General features: G+C 42.8%; 20 protein-coding genes. 13 read left to right on the top strand and 7 right to left on the bottom strand.

Annotated elements, in window-relative coordinates:
* The first annotated feature begins 278 nt into the window (after positions 1–278).
* The 3 genes from yjjG (at position 279) to brnQ (A3K86_RS21600) (ending at position 4397) form a co-directional block, all read left to right on the top strand.
* On the top strand, positions 279–962 hold the full coding sequence (gene yjjG, locus A3K86_RS21610; RefSeq protein WP_068336488.1) for a pyrimidine 5'-nucleotidase: 684 nt from the start codon (positions 279–281) through the stop codon (positions 960–962).
* A gap of 312 nt (positions 963–1274) precedes the next feature.
* Positions 1275–2570, top strand: coding sequence for a branched-chain amino acid transport system II carrier protein (gene brnQ, locus A3K86_RS21605; RefSeq protein ID WP_068336487.1), 1296 nt, complete (start codon positions 1275–1277; stop codon positions 2568–2570).
* Between the two features lie 507 nt (positions 2571–3077).
* Positions 3078–4397: a branched-chain amino acid transport system II carrier protein gene (gene brnQ / locus A3K86_RS21600; protein WP_068336483.1), complete on the top strand. Its 1320-nt coding sequence runs from the start codon at positions 3078–3080 to the stop codon at positions 4395–4397.
* Positions 4398–4541: 144 nt separating this feature from the next.
* Here the strand turns inward: brnQ (A3K86_RS21600) and A3K86_RS21595 are convergent, their stop codons facing one another.
* The 4 genes from A3K86_RS21595 to hdfR all read right to left on the bottom strand — a co-directional run bounded on the left by A3K86_RS21595 (position 4542) and on the right by hdfR (position 7049).
* Complete coding sequence (locus tag A3K86_RS21595) at positions 4542–4736, bottom strand: hypothetical protein (protein ID WP_068336480.1); 195 nt, start codon at positions 4734–4736, stop codon at positions 4542–4544.
* Positions 4737–4908: 172 nt separating this feature from the next.
* A complete protein-coding gene (locus tag A3K86_RS21590; protein ID WP_068336478.1) occupies positions 4909–5097 on the bottom strand; it encodes a restriction endonuclease subunit S domain-containing protein in 189 nt (62 codons plus the stop codon).
* 100 nt (positions 5098–5197) lie between these two features.
* On the bottom strand, positions 5198–5503 hold the full coding sequence (locus A3K86_RS21585) for a DUF6916 family protein (RefSeq protein WP_068336477.1): 306 nt from the start codon (positions 5501–5503) through the stop codon (positions 5198–5200).
* A gap of 685 nt (positions 5504–6188) precedes the next feature.
* Positions 6189–7049, bottom strand: a complete 861-nt coding sequence (hdfR, locus tag A3K86_RS21580) for an HTH-type transcriptional regulator HdfR (RefSeq protein ID WP_068336476.1) — start codon at positions 7047–7049, stop codon at positions 6189–6191.
* Positions 7050–7301: 252 nt separating this feature from the next.
* On the opposite strand from hdfR, the gene A3K86_RS21575 reads away from it, so the two are divergent.
* The 7 genes from A3K86_RS21575 (at position 7302) to A3K86_RS21545 (ending at position 16619) form a co-directional block, all read left to right on the top strand.
* A complete protein-coding gene (locus A3K86_RS21575) occupies positions 7302–7643 on the top strand; it encodes a MaoP family protein (protein WP_068336475.1) in 342 nt (113 codons plus the stop codon).
* 165 nt (positions 7644–7808) lie between these two features.
* A complete protein-coding gene (gene gshB, locus A3K86_RS21570; protein ID WP_068336473.1) occupies positions 7809–8837 on the top strand; it encodes a glutathione synthase in 1029 nt (342 codons plus the stop codon).
* Complete coding sequence (locus A3K86_RS21565) at positions 8821–10803, top strand: flavohemoglobin expression-modulating QEGLA motif protein (RefSeq protein WP_068336470.1); 1983 nt, start codon at positions 8821–8823, stop codon at positions 10801–10803. Before gshB ends, A3K86_RS21565 begins: the two co-directional genes overlap by 17 nt.
* Positions 10804–11129: 326 nt before the next feature.
* Positions 11130–12983 carry a carboxylesterase family protein gene (locus A3K86_RS21560; protein ID WP_068336468.1) on the top strand — a complete coding sequence of 618 codons (1854 nt, stop codon included), beginning with the start codon at positions 11130–11132 and terminating at the stop codon, positions 12981–12983.
* Positions 12984–13411: 428 nt separating this feature from the next.
* Positions 13412–13867 (top strand): hypothetical protein, encoded by a 456-nt coding sequence (locus A3K86_RS21555; protein WP_084406720.1) that lies wholly within the window; start codon positions 13412–13414, stop codon positions 13865–13867.
* A 51-nt stretch (positions 13868–13918) separates the two neighbouring features.
* On the top strand, positions 13919–16030 hold the full coding sequence (locus A3K86_RS21550; protein ID WP_084406752.1) for a protein-disulfide reductase DsbD family protein: 2112 nt from the start codon (positions 13919–13921) through the stop codon (positions 16028–16030).
* A complete protein-coding gene (locus A3K86_RS21545) occupies positions 16023–16619 on the top strand; it encodes a protein disulfide oxidoreductase (RefSeq protein ID WP_232322039.1) in 597 nt (198 codons plus the stop codon). Before A3K86_RS21550 ends, A3K86_RS21545 begins: the two co-directional genes overlap by 8 nt.
* A gap of 63 nt (positions 16620–16682) precedes the next feature.
* Here the strand turns inward: A3K86_RS21545 and A3K86_RS21540 are convergent, their stop codons facing one another.
* Positions 16683–17132 (bottom strand): c-type cytochrome, encoded by a 450-nt coding sequence (locus tag A3K86_RS21540; protein ID WP_068336466.1) that lies wholly within the window; start codon positions 17130–17132, stop codon positions 16683–16685.
* A gap of 301 nt (positions 17133–17433) precedes the next feature.
* Here A3K86_RS21540 and A3K86_RS21535 point away from each other — a divergent pair, with 301 nt between their 5' ends.
* The 3 genes from A3K86_RS21535 to A3K86_RS21525 all read left to right on the top strand — a co-directional run bounded on the left by A3K86_RS21535 (position 17434) and on the right by A3K86_RS21525 (position 19696).
* Entirely contained in the window at positions 17434–18120 is a 687-nt protein-coding gene (locus A3K86_RS21535) for a tRNA (adenine(22)-N(1))-methyltransferase (RefSeq protein WP_068337178.1), read from the top strand.
* A gap of 130 nt (positions 18121–18250) precedes the next feature.
* The gene (locus tag A3K86_RS21530; RefSeq protein WP_068336464.1) at positions 18251–19072 is read left to right on the top strand and encodes a DUF2797 domain-containing protein; all 822 of its coding nucleotides are present in this window, start codon (positions 18251–18253) and stop codon (positions 19070–19072) included.
* A gap of 105 nt (positions 19073–19177) precedes the next feature.
* Complete coding sequence (locus tag A3K86_RS21525) at positions 19178–19696, top strand: NUDIX hydrolase (protein WP_068336457.1); 519 nt, start codon at positions 19178–19180, stop codon at positions 19694–19696.
* 85 nt (positions 19697–19781) lie between these two features.
* Here the strand turns inward: A3K86_RS21525 and pntB are convergent, their stop codons facing one another.
* Both pntB and pntA read right to left on the bottom strand, forming a co-directional pair.
* Positions 19782–21158 carry a Re/Si-specific NAD(P)(+) transhydrogenase subunit beta gene (pntB, locus tag A3K86_RS21520; RefSeq protein WP_068336455.1) on the bottom strand — a complete coding sequence of 459 codons (1377 nt, stop codon included), beginning with the start codon at positions 21156–21158 and terminating at the stop codon, positions 19782–19784.
* Between the two features lie 10 nt (positions 21159–21168).
* Positions 21169–22725: a Re/Si-specific NAD(P)(+) transhydrogenase subunit alpha gene (pntA, locus tag A3K86_RS21515; protein WP_068336454.1), complete on the bottom strand. Its 1557-nt coding sequence runs from the start codon at positions 22723–22725 to the stop codon at positions 21169–21171.
* Positions 22726–22932: the final 207 nt, after the last annotated feature.

The raw sequence follows: 22932 nt of genomic DNA, 5'->3' as shown, positions 1-22932 counted from the left end.
TAGGTTACTCCATTAGTTAACTACATCCCTAGCCGCCGTATTTCTTTTACTGTGCCTAATGTCTTCTACTGCTCACATCAGTGCCTTAATGTATCAACACAATTTTTAGTTTAGCCTAGATTTATATACATCAAGTTTCATTTGGTGTTTTTTATTTAATCCTTATATGAGTCAATGTTCTGTAAGTAAATTCGCTCAATGCCACCAGCAGTTATATAATCGCTGCCGCCTGTAAAGGACTAACAATTATTTGCTTGAACAAGCACTATAGGAAAATTATGAACTTCAAATGGATTCTGTTTGACGCAGACGAAACTCTATTTCATTTCGATGCATTTAAAGGCTTAGAGTTAATGTTCAGCCGTTTTGACGTCAACTTTACTCAGGACGATTTTGCCGAGTATCAATTGGTCAATAAACCATTATGGGTGGACTATCAGGACGGGAAAATTTCTGCGCAAACCTTACAACATACCCGCTTTAAATCTTGGGCAGAAAAGCTGGATGTCACAACACAAACGTTAAACAGTGCTTTTCTCAATGCGATGGCAGATATTTGCCAACCTCTACCCGGTGCAAAAGAACTTTTAGATTTCCTTAAAGATAAAGTTCAACTTGGCATCATCACCAATGGTTTCACCGAATTACAACAAGTTCGCCTAGAACGCACCGGTTTTGCCGATCACTTTTCAACTTTGGTTATTTCTGAACAAGTCGGTGTTGCCAAGCCTGACCCAGCCATCTTCCACCATGCCTTTGAGCAAATGGGTCACCCAGATAAAAGTGACATTCTCATGGTCGGTGATAACCCGCACTCAGATATTTTGGGTGGTAACAATGCTGGGATCTCCACTTGTTGGCTTAACGCTAAACAAGAAACAGTGCCTGATGGTGTAAAGCCCTGCTACCAAGTCAATTCACTGTCTGAGCTACATTCCTTATTAGCACCACATATCAAGTAAATACGGCTTAGGTGCAATATACCATTCTGTAATTATTTTCTTTACAACCACAACATATCCCTTTATGTTGTGGTCATTCTTTCAATCACGAGTGTGAAATATGCTAAAGCAAAGCGCAAACAATATGAAACTCTGTTGTTGCACCCATGCCAGTGCTTCTCACATCGTGGTCTCTGTCGTCGTCGTAGTCACTCACTAACGCTGACAGATTTCTTATTTCGTCAGCATGGCTGATGAAATAACGACACAATACGCGCATATTCTCAAGCCCTGCTGACTTAAAACAATAAAGACAGACATATAGGGCATTACATGAAAAAGAGAGATTTAGCCGCAATAGGTTTTATGACCTTTGCACTCTTCTTAGGCGCAGGAAACCTCATTTTTCCACCTTTGATGGCACAACAAGCTGGTGAAAACTGGTTAATCGCGATGGGCGGTTTCTTGTTAACCGCTGTGGGCTTGCCAGCACTAACTATTATCGTGCTTGGACGTTTATCTTCAGCAGATAAACTCACCGACGCACTACCTAAGTGGATGGACCGTACTTTTTGGTTCTTAGTGTTAACCACTTTAGGTCCCGCTTTCGTTCTTCCTCGCGCAGTCACTGTCGCTTACGAAATGGGTATCAAACCTTTCACAGATAGCAATCTACTACTACCTTTTTCTGTGATTTTCTGTGCTATCACGCTACTACTAGCACTCAAGCCGGGTAAATTGCTTGATTACATTGGCAAAATCATGACCCCAGCACTTATTGCTATGTTATCGCTTTTAGTGATCGCAGCCTTAGTGAATCCATTGGGTACGAGTTTACCTGCAACACAAGATTATCTTGATGCGCCAGCAGTGAATGGTGTTATCCAAGGCTACATGACGCTTGATGCTATAGCAGCAGTGGCATTTGGTTGGGTGATCATCACGACCATTCGTAGCAAAGGTGTAACCTGTAAAGCAGCACTTGCCCACTACACTAAGTGGATTGCCTTCATTTATATCGTATTAATGTCACTGTGCTACTTGGCGATGGGTTACCTAGGTGCAACTTCTTCAACCATCGCTGCAAATGCAGCAAACGGTGGTGAAATCTTAACTCGCTATGCGGCGGGAGAATTTGGGCAATTAGGTCAAGTTCTGCTTGCCTGCATTACTTTAATGGCATGTTTAACCACCACTGTTGGCTTAACTAACGCAAACGGCGAATACTACAAAAACACGTATCAGATCCCGTTTAAGCGCAGCGCCATTGTTGTTACTGCTCTAACCGCCGTTATTTCTAATGCAGGTCTTGAGCAAATTATCACTGTAAGCCTGCCTGCTATTTTAATTCTATGCCCTATCGCAGTTGCGCTGATCCTGAGCATTATCTTTATGCCAAAGCGCATCATTGATGCAGGTTATCAATACCTAGTGGTGATCGTAGCGGCTTGCTTCGGCACTATCGATGCCTTCGCTGTCCTTGATATGTTACCAAGCGCGATGACAACAACTTTCAACCAATGGCTACCTCTATTCAATTTCCACCTAAGCTGGCTATTACCAGTAGGCATTGTGTTTGGTTTAGTTCACTTCACACCAAAACGTATGACAACAGCGACAGCCAACTAACGCTTAAAAGCCATCACAACACAACATCAAAATCTAACGCCACCTTGAGTGGCGTTTTTTTGTTCAACCCTATCGACAAACAAAATTAACCTCAGGCACCTAAAATAGGTTGATGTCTAACAAGCTTGTATAACCCTACATACCACGCTGTAGCACTGTAAAAATGACGCATTGAAAACTGAGCGCTGAATGATTTTTCACTTCGTTTAAAATTCAACTTTACAACCGCTATTAATGAGATTATGGTTAATGCGTTGCCGAGATTGAATATAGGTTCATCATGTTTTCACATACAGCTAAACAAACTGCCCAATACTCTAAAAAATCAGAGTTAGCTGTTCGTGCAACTCAATCAATTATCACTATCATTCTAGCGATTATTATTATTCGATAGGCTGACGGTGATAGCTTTCCGTCAGCCGAGCTGATGGAGAGTAAGATTACCTACCATAATACCTACCTTTCATTAGTTCGCAGACGGTTCTCAAACAGATTGTAGGACAGTCAATGAACACAAGTTTACGAACACAAGATCTACTGGCTATAGGCCTAATGACATTCGCCCTTTTCCTAGGCGCAGGTAACCTGATCTTTCCACCTTCAATGGGGCTAGAAGCAGGCACAAACCTTCTACCTGCAATGATGGGCTTTTTGGTAACCGCTGTCGGTTTACCCGCTTTCACACTTATTGTTCTTGGCCGCATTACCACGACCAACAACCTTACCAAAGCGCTACCAAGCTGGTTAGGCAAAGTGTTTTGGGTGCTACTTTTCACCTCAATTGGCCCTGCTTTTGGTATGCCACGAGCTGTGACTGTTGCGTACGAAATGGGGATTAAACCTTTTGTAGAGGGCGATCACCTGCTCCTTTTCACCATCATTTTCTGTGGTGTCACTCTACTGCTGGCATTCACACCGGGTAAATTAGTTGATTACATCGGCAAGGTAATGACGCCTGCGCTCATCCTAATGCTAGTCGCGTTATCGGTTGCAGCAATCATGTCGCCATTAGGTGTGCCACAACTACCAAGCGCTGATTACCAAAACAGTGCGGTAACACACGGTTTGATTCAAGGCTATATGACGATGGATGGCATCGCTGCAGTTGGCTTTGGCTGGGTGATCATCCAAGCAATCAATGCCAAAGGGGTTACCGAACCTAAAGAAGTTGCGCGTGTTTCAATCTATGTTGCAGCAATCTACGCGGTGTTAATGGGCGCATGTTATTTAGCGATGGGATATGTTGGAGCGACTTCTAGCACTGTTGCTGCTAGCGCAGCCAACGGTGGCGAAATCTTAACCCTGTACGTTCACGGTATTTTTGGGGAATACGGTCAACTGTTACTAGCGGCAATCATCATCATGGCTTGTTTAACGACAACTGTTGGGTTGACCAACGCAAGTGCTGAATACTACCGTGCGTCTTTCAAAGCCCCCTTTGCACTCACCTCGGTTGTTGTTGTCAGCCTAACCTGTGTGATCGCAAACTTTGGTTTAGCACAAATCATCAAAGTAAGCTTGCCTGCTATCTTGTTACTATGTCCTGTTGCTATCGCCTTGGTTATGGCATCGTTTGTGGGCACTCTGAACAAACGCTTTAAGCCAAGCCATGTTTCAGTATTAGTAGTAACACTTGCTTTTGGTTCTCTAGATGCCCTTGCCATCCTTGATATGATGCCAGGCAACTTCAATACCCAATTGCAAGAAAGCTTGCCGCTTTACTCAGCTCATGCGAGCTGGTTAGTGCCTTGTCTACTTGTACTTACTTTTAATAGTTTACGTTCTGTCATCAGCCAACGTAAAAACTGCGAACCAGTTGAAGCCTAATTACTTACGTATCACTAAACTTAGGCCGTAGATAAAATAACAATGCCCTGTTTATACAGGGCATTGTGGTTTATGAAAGTATGTATCGTCTTTTTGCCGGATACCATTGCTGAGTTGTTCTATTAGCCGCCTCATCCGCATCACTTAATATGGAATCGCGCTGCTTGCTTCCTGCTTCGATTGATACACAGAACCATCACTAAGCCAGAAACACAAAAATTTACGCTCATAGAGAAAATAACGCTGACGCTTTTTAATAATTTTATAGCGCGTCTTCATCCCCTTAAAGTCAAATAGCAATTTCATAATAATCTCTTCCGTTTGCTCTAAACGTTGCATAAATTACTATAAAACCGATTGCGTAATGATTAATGCTACATAAAATTGGGATCTAGATAATGATTTTAATTTTTGATCTTGAGCACAGGAATGACTCTTGACACATTACTCAGCTAAAGTAAAAAAAACGGCCGCAGCGCGACCGTTAATAAACCTATGCTTTACAAGGATATTAAGCCTGTTCTGGCTTACGTTTTCCTGTCATAAATTCGGATAAAATTTCAGGGGTTAATTCACCCGCTTCTTCCAGACGCTTCAGCTCAGCAACGATTGCTTTCTGCTCTTCAACAGAAGGAATTGGCAATTCTGGCTCTTTTTTAAGGTCTTCAGGATTGATAGATAGGTTATCGATATCAAGCATGATTTTTCTCACTAAAGTAAATTCTGCCTTGAGTATAACTGAATCTAAGCGAATAGGAATTGATCCCTCACCTTAGTAATAAGGAAAAATTAACTACCGCTCAACAAATAACCTGACTATCCACCATGATTTCATACTCGTGACCATGAGTGTGAGTGAGGAACAATTCGATCTCCCCTAACTTAGGGTGTTTAAAGTGGTAATGACCATCAGGAAAGTGAGAGCTACCATCTCCTGCAAACAGGATTTTAAAGTGCTCAACGAAACGGCCATAGTCATCCATCCCATGTCGTTCAAGTTGTTGTACTCCCTGCACAATAAACCGCCCTGTTGTTCCGCTTGCATCAAACAAATCAACAGACTCACCAATAAGCTTTTCCACATTTTTCATTGATAACGGATTCATTGCGGCCTCTCAATAACCATCGAGCTTGAATGTTATTGATAAGTATATAAGTAAAAAGACAGGCCATAGATACAGAAAAGGCACCCGTAGGATGCCTTTGATTATACTTTGCTCATCAATCCGTGACACTAGCCGGATAGAAAACAAGAGCCTGAGCGACGAGTTAAAGCAATGGTATGGGGTTCAAACAGCAACGCGATTAGAAATCGAAGTCACTATACTCTGGACTCTCATAACGCGTACGTGTCTGACGACGTCTCTTCTTTTTCGATTGAGAATTCATATCGTAAAAATCATTCTCACCGTCAAACTTGAACTTAGATCGTGAGCCTTTGGAAAATTTTTGATCTAGCTTAGCCATTTTCGTTTCCTGAAAACATCCAGAGTAATAAATTGATAAATGTTGAAGTTATGCCATTAACGCTTTGATTCTTTGCTGTTAATGGCTAACTCAAGGGCATATTAGTAGTCGAATATGACAGAATTACTAAATTGCCCTCGATTTTTGGCGCTGCGGGTTGACCTTACTCACAATTCGCAACGCCTTTACTGATTTAGGCTCAAATCCATTTCAAACCCTCTTCAACACCCTGAGAGTAATCCCTTTATTGCCATCATGTACAACAAGTAATTTACGCCGTTATGATGAACAAAATTTATCAACTCAGATCGGAAAACAATGTGCTTAAACGCTTTCAATTAAGTGGCTAAATGGCACATCAACCATACTTGCGATCAGTTCAGCCTTCTCGTTATCTTCACTCCATACTAGGAATAACTGCTGCTCCATCACAGGAGCACCTTCAACAACAAACAGATTACCTTCTTCCACACTCTGCGCGACGACAGGTGACGGTAAGTAACCCATACTTGGACTATTCAGTATGTATTCCAGTGCCATTTTACTTGAATGCGCATGAAGAATTGGCGTTTTATCCAGTTCAGAAATACGACCATGTTCAACTGAAAAACGTGTACCCCAATCAAGGTAGACCAGCGGCATTTCTTTCGCATTGGCTAACGTGCAATTCGGCTTATTACATACAAGCTGAAGCTGAAACTCGCGAACCTTCTTTACTTGCATACTTTCAATGCGTGGTGGTTCACACGTTAACGACACATCGATACTTTTATCGAACAAACGCTTCGCCATTGACTGCCGAGGAACCGATTCAACACGTAAAGCCAAACCAGGGATCGCGCTATATAAACGATTAATCCAGTCTGAAATACCATCAAATTCCCAAAACATAGCCGATGCACCAATCGAAATCTGCGCATTTAAGCTATCTGATAATGCAACATCCTGCTTTGCCCGTCCCCATGTTTGCAAAATGGCTTCGGCATATGGCTGCATGCGTTCACCGGCTGGCGTTAGGTGTACATTACCGCGCTGACGCGAAAAAAGTGCGTTACCAAGCTGCCCTTCAAGCTGGCGAATACGGAAACTTACAGCCGACTGAGTCAGATATAAATTGTCCGCTGCACGACCAAAATGACGAGTTTTTGCGACTTCAAGAAAGGTTTTCAGTAATTCGGTATCCACAGAGCTGCTCTCATACAAGGGGGATAATACCAAGCCAACCAGTGACTTAGTCAAATTAGTACATGACAAAATTATGCTGATATTTCAACAGGTTTACTCATAGCAAACCGCCATCAACAAAACTCAGATACTACACCTAATTCTAGTCAAAAGACGATTAAAAAATTTAATCGTCATCACGAATATTATTTGATTTACAAGTTTGTCACTGTGCCCGAATATCTGCGAAAAATCGCATCAGGAAACTGTTAAATGAGAAGTGAAGGTAAATTTTACGACGATAAAAATTTCCCACGTGGCTTTAATCGCTCTGGTGTATTCACTATTGGTGAATCCTCATTATTAGAGAATTACGGCCGAACCATGTCTCGACTCTGTTCTGGCGAGCTAGAACCAGAAAGCGAGGTTGAGCGCCAGTTTGTTGCCGAAATGAATGGTCAACTGGAATTACGTTCAGATTTCGCAAAATGCTGGATGAAATACGTTACCCGTACTAGCCAGAAAAGAAAAACGTACACCCTGTGTGATTCGGTTCGCCGACAAAGTCAGTCTTTCGATGACGACATGGGCGGGGATTCCGATCTCGAATATTGATAATTAGCGGTTGAATTAGGTACCTACTAAGCCACAAAAGCGACCTCCCCTAATTTCAACCAGTGTCATTTTAATTGTTCTAATGCCAGCCACCCATAATCACTTCCTTGGGTGGCTGGTTGCTTTTGGGCTTTCCACAAGCCTTTAATATTTCGGTAAATTGCTATGAAAATTTGTTTTGTTATGTACCCGTGGGACAAAGTTGAGCCTGAAACGGATTCAACGCTACGTCTTATTCACGAAGCTGCTTTGCGCGGTCACACCGTTGCAATTACAACACCAAATAACCTAACAATGCGTGACAGTATGGCGATTGGCTTTTGTCACGTACTAAAAAATAAAGAAGTATCTAGTAATATTCCCAGCTTTTACCGAAAAGCTGAATTTAAAAAAGCGCAATTGCCGCTTGCTGGTTTCGACGCTATTTTCATGCGTGCAAACCCACCGCTAGATACCATGGCGTTGAACTTTTTGGACTCAGTACGCGACCACACTTTCATCATGAATGATATTGATGGTCTACGTGTAGCAAACAACAAGCTTTACACGGCGTCGCTACCAGATCCAAACAATGAATTTATTCCGGTTACTCACGTATCGAAAAACCGTGAATACCTAGAGCGAGTATTAGAAGAAAGCCCGAATGATCGCATGATCCTGAAGCCATTAAACGGCTACGGCGGCAAAGGCGTTATTCTGGTTGAGAAAAGTGCAAAATCTAGCATGAAGTCACTGCTTGATTTCTACATCGGCGACGACAAAAACTATGTGATTTTGCAAGATTACATCGAAGGTGCAGAGCAAGGCGATGTTCGCATCATGATGCTGAACGGCGAGCCAATTGGTGCTATGCGCCGCGTGCCTGCTAATGGCGATGTACGCTCTAACATCCACGCGGGTGGTAAAGAAGTTAAGCATACGCTAACGAAACAAGAGCTGCGTCTATGTAAGCACATTGGCCCGAAACTGGTTCGTGATGGCTTGTACTTTGTGGGCCTTGATGTAATCAACGGTAAATTGGTTGAAGTAAACGTGCTAAGCCCTGGTGGCATTACTCGTATCAACCGCCTAAACCGTACCAAGTTACAATGTGAAGTGATCGACTTTGTCGAAAGCGTTGTGATGGCGAAAAAGCTAAGCATCGCGCGTAAAAATGAATTCAGTAAGGTTATCGCTGATGCTACAGCTTACTGAACAAGAAGTGCTGGATAAGATCCAGCACCTCACTCCATTTGAAGCGCAGCTTAACGACGGCAGTTTAACCATTCGCATCAGCGAATATCAGCCATACATTGCAACTGCGATTCACCATGGACATCGCTTACGTACCGAACTCATCACGAAGTGTGAGTTGAACGAAGAAGAAAGATACTTTGAGGAAGATCCCTTCACTGGTGATTTTATCTCTTCGCTGCCGATTATTCTTCAAGGTGAAGATTCACGTTACGAGTACGATTTAAACCGTGCCAATGACGCTTGTATTTATGAAGAAGCTTGGGGTAAATCTGTATGGTCTACCCCGCTAACAGAGACAGAGCGCGCAACGTCTCAGCAAAAGCACCAACGTTACTATCGTATTCTAAAGTGCTTAGTTGAAACGTTAGAAAAAGAGTTCGGACTTTGCTTAATTTATGATATCCACTCATACAATTATCAACGCATAGACCGCCCAACGCCGACCTTTAACTTAGGCACTGCCCAAGTTAATAAAAAGCAGTGGCGCAAAGAAATTGATGAGTGCTTAGCAAAACTGAATGACATCGAGTTGCCAAATATTGATGTGACAGCAAGCGAAAATGATGTTTTCAAGGGCATGGGCTACCAAGCTAGCTTTGTAAAGCAACATTTTAAGAAAACTTTACTTCTTCCGATCGAAGTGAAAAAGATCTTCATGAACGAAGTGGGTGGTGAAAGCTTCCCACTAGTGATTGAAAAAATGAAAGAAGCGATGAAAACTGTCGTAACAGAACATGCTGCTTTCACACTTCGCCGAAGAACAAAAGCAAAACGCTTAACCAGCAATCATATTTTGGCATCTAAATTACCGCGTGAAGTCATTAAACTTGACCGTCAGTTATTTAGTATTGCACGTGGTGTAAATACATTAAGTTATATCAACCCGACTAACTTAAAACAGGAAAAACGTCGTTTCTTAAATAAGCCGTTTACTTATCAACCGGCCTTTACGTATCGACAACTGGATCTAGATCCTTATAAATTCCGTGAAAAGTTATACCGTTTACCTGTGGAAGATATTCGCGATGCAGATATTCAAAAAATGTATCGCAAAACTATCGACCAACTTGCGGTAAGGATTGATCTATTAACCAGTATTGGCACTGATGAGTTTTTATATAACTCATTACGTTATTATGGTCAGCCAGATGATCGTGATATTGCAAATGCAAAATTTATTTTGCACGCTTGCGAATATCAGGAAAAAGTCGAAGCAACCATTAGTGCAAAAGAAGCCATTACCGCATTTAAAGCGGCGGCTGAAGAATACGGTGTTAAATGTAGTGTTGTTAGCTCAAAAACATTAATTGCTCGCGCTATGGTAAGTGGGCGCAGCATTAAAGTGAACGCCAATAGCACTTTCACCCAAGGTGATTTAGATGCGCTGATCCACCATGAGCTTGGGGTACACCTTGTAACCACAGCCAATGCGGATGCACAGCCTCTGAAAGTACTCAAACTTGGATTACCGGGTAACACCCATACACAAGAAGGCTTAGCGATTCTGTGTGAGCACCTTGCTGGTAGCTTCCCTCTGCATCGCTTGAAAACCTTGGCCTTGCGTGTGATTGCGGTCGATAAAATGGTAAACGGTGAAAGCTTTAACGACACCTTCCATGCGCTTAAGCAGGATTACAAACTGTCGGACGATGAAGCCTTTACCATTACCGCACGCGTTTATCGTGGCGGCGGTTTCACTAAAGACTTCTTATACTTAAGAGGTCTAAAAGACGCCCTACACTGTTATCACGAGCAAGACTTAACCGCACTATTTGTTGGTAAAACTGGCTTTGAATTTAAGCCATTATTAGAAGAGTTAATCGCACGTGACATTCTTCAAAAACCAACTTATATGCCAAAAGCACTGAGTCTGGATATTGAGCCAGATCCAGTAATGGAATTTTTGCTGAATTCAATTAAATAGTTATTGTTCAGCACTTATTCAAGTTAATGCAAATTAACTCAGGTAAGTAAAGGCGATATTTCGCCTTTACTTACTACTTCTCCGCACAAGATCTTTATATTTATCCTTTTCTCTGTCATCATCTTGCTCAACCACCTTCAATTATTACCAAGTGGTTTATCTGATTTTCAAATTAGCTTTCAAAATAGTTTTAAAACAATTCGCACTTCTTTGCTATTAAAATCAAATAAGTGCTGTTGCTGTGCGTAACTATAATTGTGACGCATAGCCAAATTACGCTTTATTTAAAATAAAACCAAAATCAATTTTATATTTACACTTTCGTCATGTTGAATAATATTTTACTAAAATCGCCTAACTTTAAGCACAGAGCTCAAATTATCTCATCAAGCCTATTCGCCCTGTTGCTCGCAGGATGTAATGGCAATGACAATCAAGACCAAGAGCAACTCGTCTTTACTTACGCTCAATCAAACGGCACGCAATATCAAGGGCTTGTCGAGCAGGTTAAAAATAGCCCTAATGTTGATGATCAAGTTGAGGTATTCAAAGGCATTAAATATGCTGAAGCTAACCGTTTTGAATTACCGCACACATATCAACCAAGTAACCCACTTCTTACCCAAGCCTTAACGTTTGGCAAAATGTGCCCTCAAGGTAAAGCTAGCGAGTTTGATAGCAAGCAAATGTCAGAAGACTGCCTTTACCTCAATGTTTGGCGACCAACCAAGCATTATGATGCCCCTCTTCCTGTGTATGTATTTATTCATGGTGGCGCATTTGAGGCAGGTTCTGGCTCTAAACCGCTCAACCATGGTGATGCGATTGTTGCCAATGCTAACCATAACGATCAGCCCATTCTTGCTGTGACTCTTAACTATCGATTAGGTATTTTTGGTGCCTTGAATCTTGATAACGGCACTAGTGGTAATTTCGGCATCCATGATCAACGTATGGCGCTAAAATGGGTGAAAGAACATATTGCCGATTTTGGTGGTAACCCAGATAACGTGACTCTATTCGGCGAAAGTGCCGGGGCTATGTCAGTCGGAATCCACCAGCTTAACCCAAATGATGAAGAAACAGGCGAACCGCTATTCCATCATGCGATCATGCAAAGTAACCCGTATGGTATTGAATATAAAAATTTCAGAGCTGCGAAGAATATAGCGACAAAGCTCAATACTTATAAAAACGAAACATTTGGTACTGACGCTAACAATGACGTTTCATGGGACAGTCTCTCAACACAACAAGTAATGAAAATTGGCGCCTACAGTAAAAATCCAAACTTCCTTGCAAGTACCCTATTTGATTACTTAAGTGACATGAAGCCCGCTCTATCAAGAGTGTTGGCTTTCGCACCGTACAGTGAAAAGAGAAATTGGCCTTATAAAAACCCTGAGCATAGTGTTTTACTCAGCCAACCACATACTGCTGATTTTAGTTCAACACCGACAGTGATTAGTTTCAACGATAGTGAAGCCAATGCCTTCACTTCAATCTTTGAAGCGCTGATGCTGATCGATCGTGATATTACTCTCACCATTCCAGCACTAGGCAGTGAACAAGAAATTACTTTTAATCCAAAGTACGCAACTTATCCTGCTCTGGTATCAGCGCTACTGTTCCCTAAGAAAGTTGATACCTTGTTGAATCTTCCTCACTACAAACCGTCATCAAAAAGTGAGAGTCTTAAGTCGACTGAAAACATTAAACGGCTGAGAATGCTAATAGATGACATGGTCTTTACTTGCCCAAGCCGCAAGGTAGCGAAAAATAACCAAGCACGCTTATACCATTACAACTACAAGTCGGACTTTCCTGTTTGGTCACTCAAGACCTTCTTACCGTCCTTCTTCTCTTGTTTTGGCAGTGTTTGTCATGCTGACGAATTGCCGTTTGTGTTTAACAAAGCATTGAACATTCAATCGACGCCAGTAAAACCATCGCCAAAAGACAAGCAAATGATGAGCCTTGTATCAGGTGAATGGTTTAAGCCGGAAATGTTTACTCCGACTCAAACGTCTGATCAGCAAGATACGGTTTGGATGATCGATCGCACAGGTATTAAACCGGTACAAGACTGGGATCGCGCCATCAACGCGATACCTAATAATGACGGTACGCTGTCAGCTCAGGGGCGATGTGAAATTTTAGAGAATAACGGATTTATTTAACGCTATGTGCTTGCGAAACAAGCAAGCTTAGGCATTGCTGACAGCGGCAGTCGACTTTTCGATTGCCGCTCTTTTTGGTGTTCATTTTGATGTTCGTTTTGATAGAGAAGAATAAGCTCGCTATCTGCGTAAGTTAGAAAGAGCGCCCACCCAACAGCCACAACAGCTTTCACTCTGCATAATGCACATTTATTGCCCTGTTTTTCATGCAAAATTGTACGAACTTGCGCTTTTTAATAAATACATCAAAATATGCGAAACTTTTTCTCTACATTGTCGGTCATATAAGCCACTCGTACCAAGTGAAACAAGGCTTATAACGATAAGGAAAGCCAGATTGACGGTTCGCCTTATTCTCTGCAAACTACGTAGAGTCGTAATACAGATTCAAAATTGACCAAATTGTAAGTAATTCCATTAGGACACCAATGACATTCATTCGCTATCCATCATCATCACCTCGCATTGCTAAGTTCATCTTAGCGATGGTGTGCTTGGTGATCCTGGTATGCCTTAGTCAACGCGCTGGATGGTCAACCACCTGCCCTAATAGTCACTTTTCCAGCTCTGATGTAACCTCAAGTTCCAGCTCAGAAGTGATTTCTAGTGCTCGCACACACGACGCTAACATTGTGGATTCATCTAACGCGGCGAAAACCGAATTAACACAAGATGAAGCTGCCAATTTGAGTGAACAGTGTGAGATGACTGATCACCTGTTACAACTTCACCTACAATCTCTGGAATTAGGCTTACTCTACCTTCCTTTCATCTTCATTCTGTTAAGCTTGTTATATATAGGGCATACCTTTGTCCCTACGCTAACAGAGCCCATACCCGAAACTCGACGTCGGCATTTAACCCTGTGTGTATTTAGAGAATAAACACAACACCAAAACATGTTTTTTAATTTTGTGTTTATTGGAGTTTTACCGTTGAAAAAAATGATTTATTACCGAAATACCATGCTTGCACTAATGGCAACTTTGCTATTTGGCTTGCTCTCATTTACGGCACAGGCAAAAGAATACAACACGGGCTGGCTACATAACCCGATGCATCCACCTGTACAGGTGCGATTCATGCTAACGGGTCAATCAGATCCCGCGAAAAATACCGTTGAAGGCTTACTTGAAGTCGACCTTGAAGGTGACTGGAAAACATATTGGCGCTCGCCAGGCGAAGGTGGTGTTGCTCCGAAAATTGACTGGCAGCTTTCCAATAATCTCAAGGATCTTGAGTGGCATTGGCCAATGCCCAAACGCTACGAGTTCTTGGGCGTTGAGACGTTAGGCTATAAGCATAAAGTCATCTTCCCTATGACGCTGACAGTAGAAGACTTTAACAAACCTGTCTTTTTCTCTGGCAAGCTAACCATGTCGTCTTGTACCAGTATTTGTGTATTGACAGATTATGAAGTGGTGATGGATTTCAATCCCACTCAGCTGACGCCTTTTGCTGATGCTATGCACCTTTATAACCAAGGGATGAGCAAGGTACCGCTAACCAGTGACAACGTCACTATCGACCAAGCAAGCTGGAATGGTGACAAGCAAGAGCTATCTGTATTGATCAGCAACACGCACGCTTGGCAAAAACCCGATGTGTTTGTTGATAGCTTTAGCAGCAAACTTGAAAACGTGTCATTCAGCACTCCGGAAATCAAACAATCGGCAAACCAGCTAATCGCGACCTTCAAAGTCAGCAGTTGGTTTGGTAAGCCTGAGCTTGATCAACAAGCGCTGAATGTCACCGTGACAGATAAAGACATGGCAGTTGAAGAGCCTATTACCGCATCAACCCTGCCATTAGCTGCAAATATTGATCAAACCAGTATTTGGCAAACCATTGTGTTCGCCTTAATTGGCGGATTAATCCTAAATATCATGCCATGTGTACTTCCTGTACTTGGTATGAAACTTAGCAGTATCATTTCAACTCAAGGCCTAGAACGCCGCCAGATCCGCGCACAATTCATCGCATCTGCATCTGGTATTTTGGCATCATTCTGGCTATTAGCTGGCTTCTTAGCCCTACTAAAAGTATCTGGTCAGGCACTTGGTTGGGGTATCCAATTCCAAAGCCCGTACTTTATTGGCGCCATGATCATCATCACAGGTCTATTTGCCGCTAACATGCTGGGGCTGTTTGAAATTCGCCTATCAAGCGGTGCTAATACTTGGTTAGCAACTCGTGGTGACAATTCGTACCTTGGTCACTTTGTACAAGGTATGTTTGCAACGCTATTGGCAACACCTTGTAGTGCTCCGTTCTTAGGAACTGCGGTAGCTTATGCGCTTGGTGCCGATGTAGTGACTTTGTTTGCTATCTTCACAGCCTTAGCAATTGGTATGGCTGCACCATGGTTACTGATCGCCCTATTCCCGCAACTGGCAAACAAACTGCCGAAACCGGGTAACTGGATGAACCATGTGAAGACATTGTTCGGCTTGATGATGCTTGCCACCAGTCTATGGTTACTCAGCTTAATGCAGAGCTTTGTTAGCACAGGTACATTGGCAGGTATTGCTGTTACTGCGTGTATCCTACTGCTATGGCGTTTAGGTCAGGTTAAGGGTCGTAAAAGCGTTATCCTGACACTAGCGGTCATTTTACTTGGCGGTGCGGGAAGCTTAATTGTTGGTAGCGTAACTGCTGATAAATGGTCAACGCCACTGCCTGCCGATCACGCATGGCAAACACTCAAAACAGAGCAAATTGACCAAGCAGTAGCGCAAGGCAAAACGGTATTTGTTGATGTTACCGCTGATTGGTGTATCACCTGTAAAGCAAACAAAATTGGTGTTTTACTGCAAAACCCAGTTTACGACCAGCTAAGCGATAACAACATAGTGTTAATGCGTGGAGACTGGACGACACCATCAGATTATGTCACTGGTTTCTTGCAGTCTCACGGGCGCTTTGGTGTTCCATTTAATATCGTGTATGGCCCTAACGCCCCACAAGGTATTGAGCTACCCGTGATCTTGAGTGCAGAAGAAGTCATGACTGCGATCAAGCAGGCACAAGGAAGCAATAATGGCTAATCACCCTGAGTCTAAGCAGACATCGAAGGTGGTAAAAAACATGAACACTGCTTCCAAACATCAGAAAGCAAAGACTTTTCAAGCCAAGCTAAAACGCGGGTTAAAAGAAATTGCTGTTATGGGTGCGATTATACTGGTGATCAGTATCGGTATGGATTGGTGGCGAAACCAGTCCATACCCGAGAACGAGTTTTCACCTATGGCGCTGCAAACAACCCAAGGTCAAACCATAAACCCGATTACAGAAAGCTTTGATAAGCCAGTGGTTCTGTATTTTTGGGCGACTTGGTGTGGTGCTTGCCGTTTTGTGAGCCCTAGCATTAACTGGCTTACACCAGATAATGAAAGTCAATACGCACTCTATTCTGTCGCGATGACGTCTGGTGAGAATGCGCGAGTTAATGCCTACATGAAGCATCATGACTACCACTATCCAGTGATCAACGATCCTTCAGGTCAACTTGGTCGAACCTTTGGTATTTTGGCTACGCCCAGCATCGTAATTTTACGCGATGGCAAAGTTGTTTCAGCCACTACAGGTGTAACAACGCCACCTGGAATTTGGGCTCGAATAGTCCTAGCAAGCTAAATAAAAACCCGAAGCCTATTGCTTCGGGTTTTCTTTATCTCTTTAAATAAGCTTGAGCTAGGCTTATTTGAATTTATAGTCACTATGACAAGATTTACAGTTCTTTGCTGCAACACCAAAGGCTCGTTTGGTTGCTCGCTCGTCACCTTGTGAGGCCACTTCAGCAAGATTCACTAAGTCAGTTTGAAACTTATTAAGCTTAACGGTAAAACCGTCCCAGTCCGTCCAAATCTCAGGTTTAGCTTTGGTATCACCTTTGTCTGAGCCATCAACACTAAATGCCTCAGCTGGCATCAAAGCCAATGTAGAAATATATTGAGCGCGTTTACTAAAGAGTGCTTGATCCCAGTCTTTACGACCTTTGACCATATCCGCCATATCACCAAAGTTTGTAGCAATCATAGAAAATGCAGACTGGCGGTAGTGAATCGCGTCTTCAGGCTTTTCGAACGGAGAGGCAGAAACGGTTGTGGCAACCAGCGCAAAGCCTGCCATCATCATTTTTGTTTTCATCGCTTTCTTCCATGTGTAGTTATCTGAACACTTACTTTTTGATAAGTATACTCCAAGCGCATATGCGCCTCGATGAACCGATCTTACCAAGCTTCTTTATTTAGTAAACAGCTATCACATACAACTTACATTGATTTACAACTTAACACCCAAACGTTCACATCCACACTTCCACTTTGCCGCTTAACGTTCTTCATCGCTCACTAAGCTCATGAAAATCATCAGTTACGGAAACAAATTTCGCTGGCGTGCAGAAAACGATACAATGCCCACCGTTTTACCCAATACACAGGTATTTACCTTGAAACTCAGCAAAAGACTTAAACAGATCGAACAACTGGTAACATCAGAGTACAAACATATTTGGGACTGTTGCTGCGATCACGGGTTTCTTGGTGCTGCGCTATTAAATCGACAAGCTGCCGACCATATTCATTTTGTCGATATTGTGCCTGAGCTCATGTCAGCGTTAGAAAACAAACTAGTACGTTACTTTCCTGATTCAAAAGCATGGCATACACACTGTATGAATGTTGCCGAATTACCGCTTTCACAATTTAGCAAAGATGACAAACACTTGATCATCATCGCTGGTGTTGGTGGTGATTTAATGATTGAATTTATAGATGCGATTGAACAAGCAAACCCAGATCTTGATATCGATTTCCTACTGTGCCCTGTCCATCATCAATACGTTTTGCGCCAAAAACTAATTGAACTTAACTACCGTCTTAAACAGGAAGTGTTGGTGGAAGACAACCAACGTTTCTACGAAATCATCCTAGTATCTTCACACTCTAGGCTTTCGCAAGAAGATACGCCTGTAAGCCCTGTTGGTGACATGATTTGGCAAGCAACAACAGAAAATCAAAAACAGGTCGCGCAACAATACCTAACGAAAACGCTAAGTCACTACCAAAGAATACAGCAAGGTAACGCCACTGACGTTAGCCATATCATTAACGCTTATCGCACAGTGAGCTTTTGATCTGCCCTATTAGCACCACAGATTGAGCCGAGCTAGCATTAAGCTATTTTTATCAAATAAATACCCAACAAAAGTCATCGCCAAGCTACACTTGATGACTTAATAACTATATAAAAACTAGAGCAAAGTCATGCACGGAACTTTAAGTAAAATGAAGTCGGCATTGTGTCCTGAGACCAATACCGTTAACTACCAATTACCTGTTGGCGAATCCCTACTCGCTTTAAACCCGCTAATTGGTAAGCCACTCAAGATGACATTCACTGGTAACATCTTCTGTGATGCCTGTGGTAAAAAAACCAAGAAAAGCTACTCGCAAGGGCACTGTTTCCCTTGTATGAAAAAGCTAGCGCGTTGCGACATGTGTATCATGAAGCCTGAAACTTGCCATTATGATGCAGGGACTTGTCGTGAACCAGAATGGGGCGACAACTTCTGTATGGTGCCGCATTTTGTATACCTATCGAATACATCGGGTTTAAAAGTCGGTATTACACGCCATACCCAACTGCCAACACGCTGGATTGATCAAGGGGCTACTCAAGCCCTACCGATTTTCAAAGTAAAAACACGTCAGCTATCGGGTTTAGTTGAAATTGCATTGGCTGAACTTGTTGCCGATAAAACCAACTGGCGCGCAATGCTTAAAGGCGACAACAAAGAAATCGACTTAGTGACAGAAGCGCAACGTTTGATCCCTGAAATCCAAGCCAAACTTGAAGAACTAACAGGCTCTTTCGGCTCAGATGCGATTGAACGTCTAAACGAAGAAGTCGTTGATATTAGTTACCCTGTCACTGAATATCCAACCAAAATAAGCTCACATAACTTTGATAAAGAACCTGTTGTCGAAGGTACCCTTGTCGGTATTAAAGGTCAGTACCTTATCTTTGATACTGGCGTAATTAATATCCGTAAATTCACCAGTTACGAAATCACAGTTGAAGCGTAAATTTTAACTTTGGCACTGCATTAAAAACAAAAGCGACTCAATTGAGTCGCTTTTTTATATAATTCCAAGACATTAGTCACCGCCAATAAGATTTCAAACATCATTATGACAACTCAATACCAGTGGAAATGCTTCTCTGTTGAAGAAGAAAACCAACAACTACCCGATGGACGCAATATCAGCTTTACTTGGCTCAAGCATCCTGGGGCTGTCATCATTATTCCAATCACTGCTGAAGGAAAGTTAGTACTGGTCAATCAATATCGTCCAGCCATTAAGCAATGGATTTTAGAGTTCCCAGCAGGAACATTAGAAGACAGCGAGCAAGTTGAGCTTTGTGCGCAACGAGAACTGGCAGAAGAAGTGCAATTAGCGGCAACAACTTGGCATAACCTTGGGCAACTATTACCCGTTCCAGGGTTCTGTGATGAAGTTCAGCACCTGTTTGTCGCAAAGGAGCTATCACCATGCGATGGTGAGTTGGACGATGATGAAATCATTGAAGTGAAAGAATTTACCGTCAGTGAATTTGAGAAGTTGGTTGCATCCAACCAATTACAAGATGGCAAAACTATCGCTGCATACATGAAAGCCAAACTAGCAGGGTTAATACCTCCTGCCTAAAGGCGGTATTTCTTCAATATCGACAGTATCTCGAAAAGCAAAAAGGGAGCCGAAGCTCCCTTTTGTTTTACTGTCTAGCTAATGCTTACAGGTGTTTAGAAATATCGTCCACACTTGCTTTCGCATCGCCAAATAGCATTTGCGTATTTTCTTTGAAGAACAGTGGGTTTTGTACACCCGCATAACCTGTATTCATTGAACGCTTGAACACGATAACGTGTTTTGCATTCCATACTTCTAGTACAGGCATGCCCGCGATTGGGCTGTTTGGATCTTCAAGTGCCGCAGGGTTAACCGTATCGTTCGCACCGATAACCAATACTACGTCAGTTTCTTCGAAATCATCGTTGATTTCGTCCATTTCCAATACGATATCGTATGGTACTTTCGCTTCTGCTAGTAGTACGTTCATGTGACCAGGCAGACGACCCGCTACAGGGTGAATACCAAAGCGAACATCAACGCCTTTCGCACGAAGTTTCTCAGTGATCTCATGTACTGGGTACTGAGCTTGAGCAACCGCCATACCGTATCCCGGAGTGATGATCACTGACTTCGCATCTTTTAGCATTTCAGCAACTTCTTCAGCTGAAGCTTCACGGTGTTCACCTTGCTCTTCACCATCAGCAGATACTTGAACTTCAGTACCGAAACCACCTGCAATTACGCTGATGAACGAACGGTTCATTGCTTTACACATGATGTAAGAAAGGATTGCACCAGAAGAACCAACCAAAGCACCTGTTACGATTAGAAGGTCATTAGCTAGCATGAAACCAGCTGCTGCCGCTGCCCAACCAGAGTATGAGTTAAGCATTGAAACAACAACAGGCATATCTGCACCACCGATTGAAGCAACCAAGTGGTAACCAAATACTAATGCGATGATAGTTACCGCTACCAATGCAAAAGTTGAGCCTTCAGCATTAACAAACTGAACCATCAGAAGGAAAGAAACAACCAAAGCTGCTAGGTTCATCTTATGACGATGAGGAAGCATAAGTGCTTTAGAGTCAATCAAACCACGTAGCTTACCGAACGCAACGATAGAACCCGTGAAAGTTACCGCACCAATGAATACGCCAAGGAATACTTCCACTAAGTGGATGTTAAGAAGCGCCCCCGTCAGTTCACCGTGGTCGATATAAGTATTGAAACCAACCAATACTGCCGCTAGACCTACGAAACTATGAAGAATCGCAACTAGCTCTGGCATTTCAGTCATTTCAACTTTTTTCGCGTAGTGGATACCAATACCACCACCGATCACCATCGCGATAATGATCCACACAGTACCTTGAGATTCAGGGCCAAAAATCGTCGCAATAAGCGCGATTGCCATACCCGCGATACCGTAATAGTTACCCGCTCGTGCTGTTTCTTGTTTAGAAAGACCAGCAAGAGACATGATAAATAGCAATGCAGCAACAATGTAAGCTGCTTGTACAATTCCTGCAGACATTTGTTACTCCTTACTTATCTTTACGGAACATTTCGAGCATACGCTTGGTGACAGTAAAGCCACCGAAGATGTTGATGCTCGCAATTAATACAGCGATAAAGGCTAAAATGGTAACAATACCAATACCTTGACCAATCTGCAGCAGCGCACCAACAATGATGATGCCAGAAATAGCATTGGTTACCGACATTAGCGGTGTGTGTAGTGCATGAGTTACGTTCCAAACAACGTAGTAACCCACCACACATGCCAATACAAATACCGTAAAGTGAGAAAGGAATTCAGCTGGTGCGTAATTCGCAACCCAACCAAATGCCGCAAGACCAGCCGCCATCAGACCGTATTTCTTAACAGGAGAAGTTGGTTCTTCAACTTTAGGTTGAGGCGCAACTTCAGGCTCTGGTTGTTGCTGTGGTGCAGCAGACACCTTAATAGGTGGCGCAGGCCATGTTACTTCACCTTCTTTGATAACAGTCAGGCCGCGCAACACTTCATCTTCAAAATCGATGTCGATGTTACCGTCTTTCTCTTTGCAAAGCAGTTTAAGAAGGTTAACTAGGTTGGTACCGTAAAGCTGAGATGATTGCGTCGGAAGACGACCCACCATATCGGTGTAACCGATGATCTTAACGCCGTTTTCAGTGGTGATCACTTTGTCAGCTTCTGTGTATGCACAGTTACCGCCATTGGCCGCAGCCAAGTCAACAATCACACTACCCGCTTTCATTGAATCAACCATTTCTTTGGTGATCAATTTCGGTGCAGGACGACCCGGGATCAATGCTGTCGTGATGATGATATCAACATCTTTCGCTTGCTCTGCGTATAAACGCTCAGCCGCTTTGTTGAACTCATCTGACATTTCTTTTGCGTAGCCATCACCAGTTGAGGTGTCTTCTTTGAAGTCAACTTCAAGGAATTCAGCACCCATACTTTCAACTTGCTCTTTTACTTCAGGGCGAACGTCAAAAGCACGAACAATCGCACCCAGACTACCCGCAGCACCGATAGCAGCCAAGCCAGCAACACCCGCACCAGCCACAAGTACTTTTGCAGGTGGAACTTTACCCGCAGCCGTAATTTGCCCCGTGAAGAAACGACCAAACTCATGCGCTGATTCAACAACCGCACGGTAACCTGCGATGTTAGCCATAGAGCTCAGTGCATCCAGTGCTTGCGCACGAGAGATACGTGGAACTGAGTCCATCGCCATAACATTGATGTTTTTAGTCGATAGTTTTTCTAGCAACTCTTGGTTTTGAGCAGGCCAAATAAAGCTAACAAGGCTCGCGCCTTCTTTAATTAGGTCAAACTCATCAACACCCGTTTCGTCATTTACCTGAGGAGCGTTCACTTTCAGAATAAGATCTGATTGCCACACTTCATCAGTTGAAACGATAGTTGCACCCGCAGCTTCATATGCTGCATTGTCAAAACTCGCTAACGCACCAGCATTGCTTTCGATGGCAACACTGAACCCCATTTTTAATAACTGCTCAACCGTTTTAGGCGTAGCAGCCACTCGCGTTTCTTGCGCGAGTATTTCTTTTGGTACACCAATTAGCATTATTATTCCCTGAACATTGGCATTTAAAGTAATGATTTTGTATCCAACCGACAGAGCAATAGCAAGTGCTTTGTAGGAAAAATACAAAAAGCCCAACAATAAGGCAGTAATTTACATGATATGTCACCGCCTATTGAAATAAAATAACGTTTATAACGTCAGGACAGAGGTCAAACCACGTTATATTTCGGGGTGTTAGCCTAGATA

This window comes from Photobacterium jeanii (assembly GCF_001650345.1).
GTDB lineage: Bacteria > Pseudomonadota > Gammaproteobacteria > Enterobacterales > Vibrionaceae > Photobacterium > Photobacterium jeanii.
Note: the sequence above shows the minus strand (reverse complement) of the source record. Positions and strands in the feature narration are given on the sequence as shown.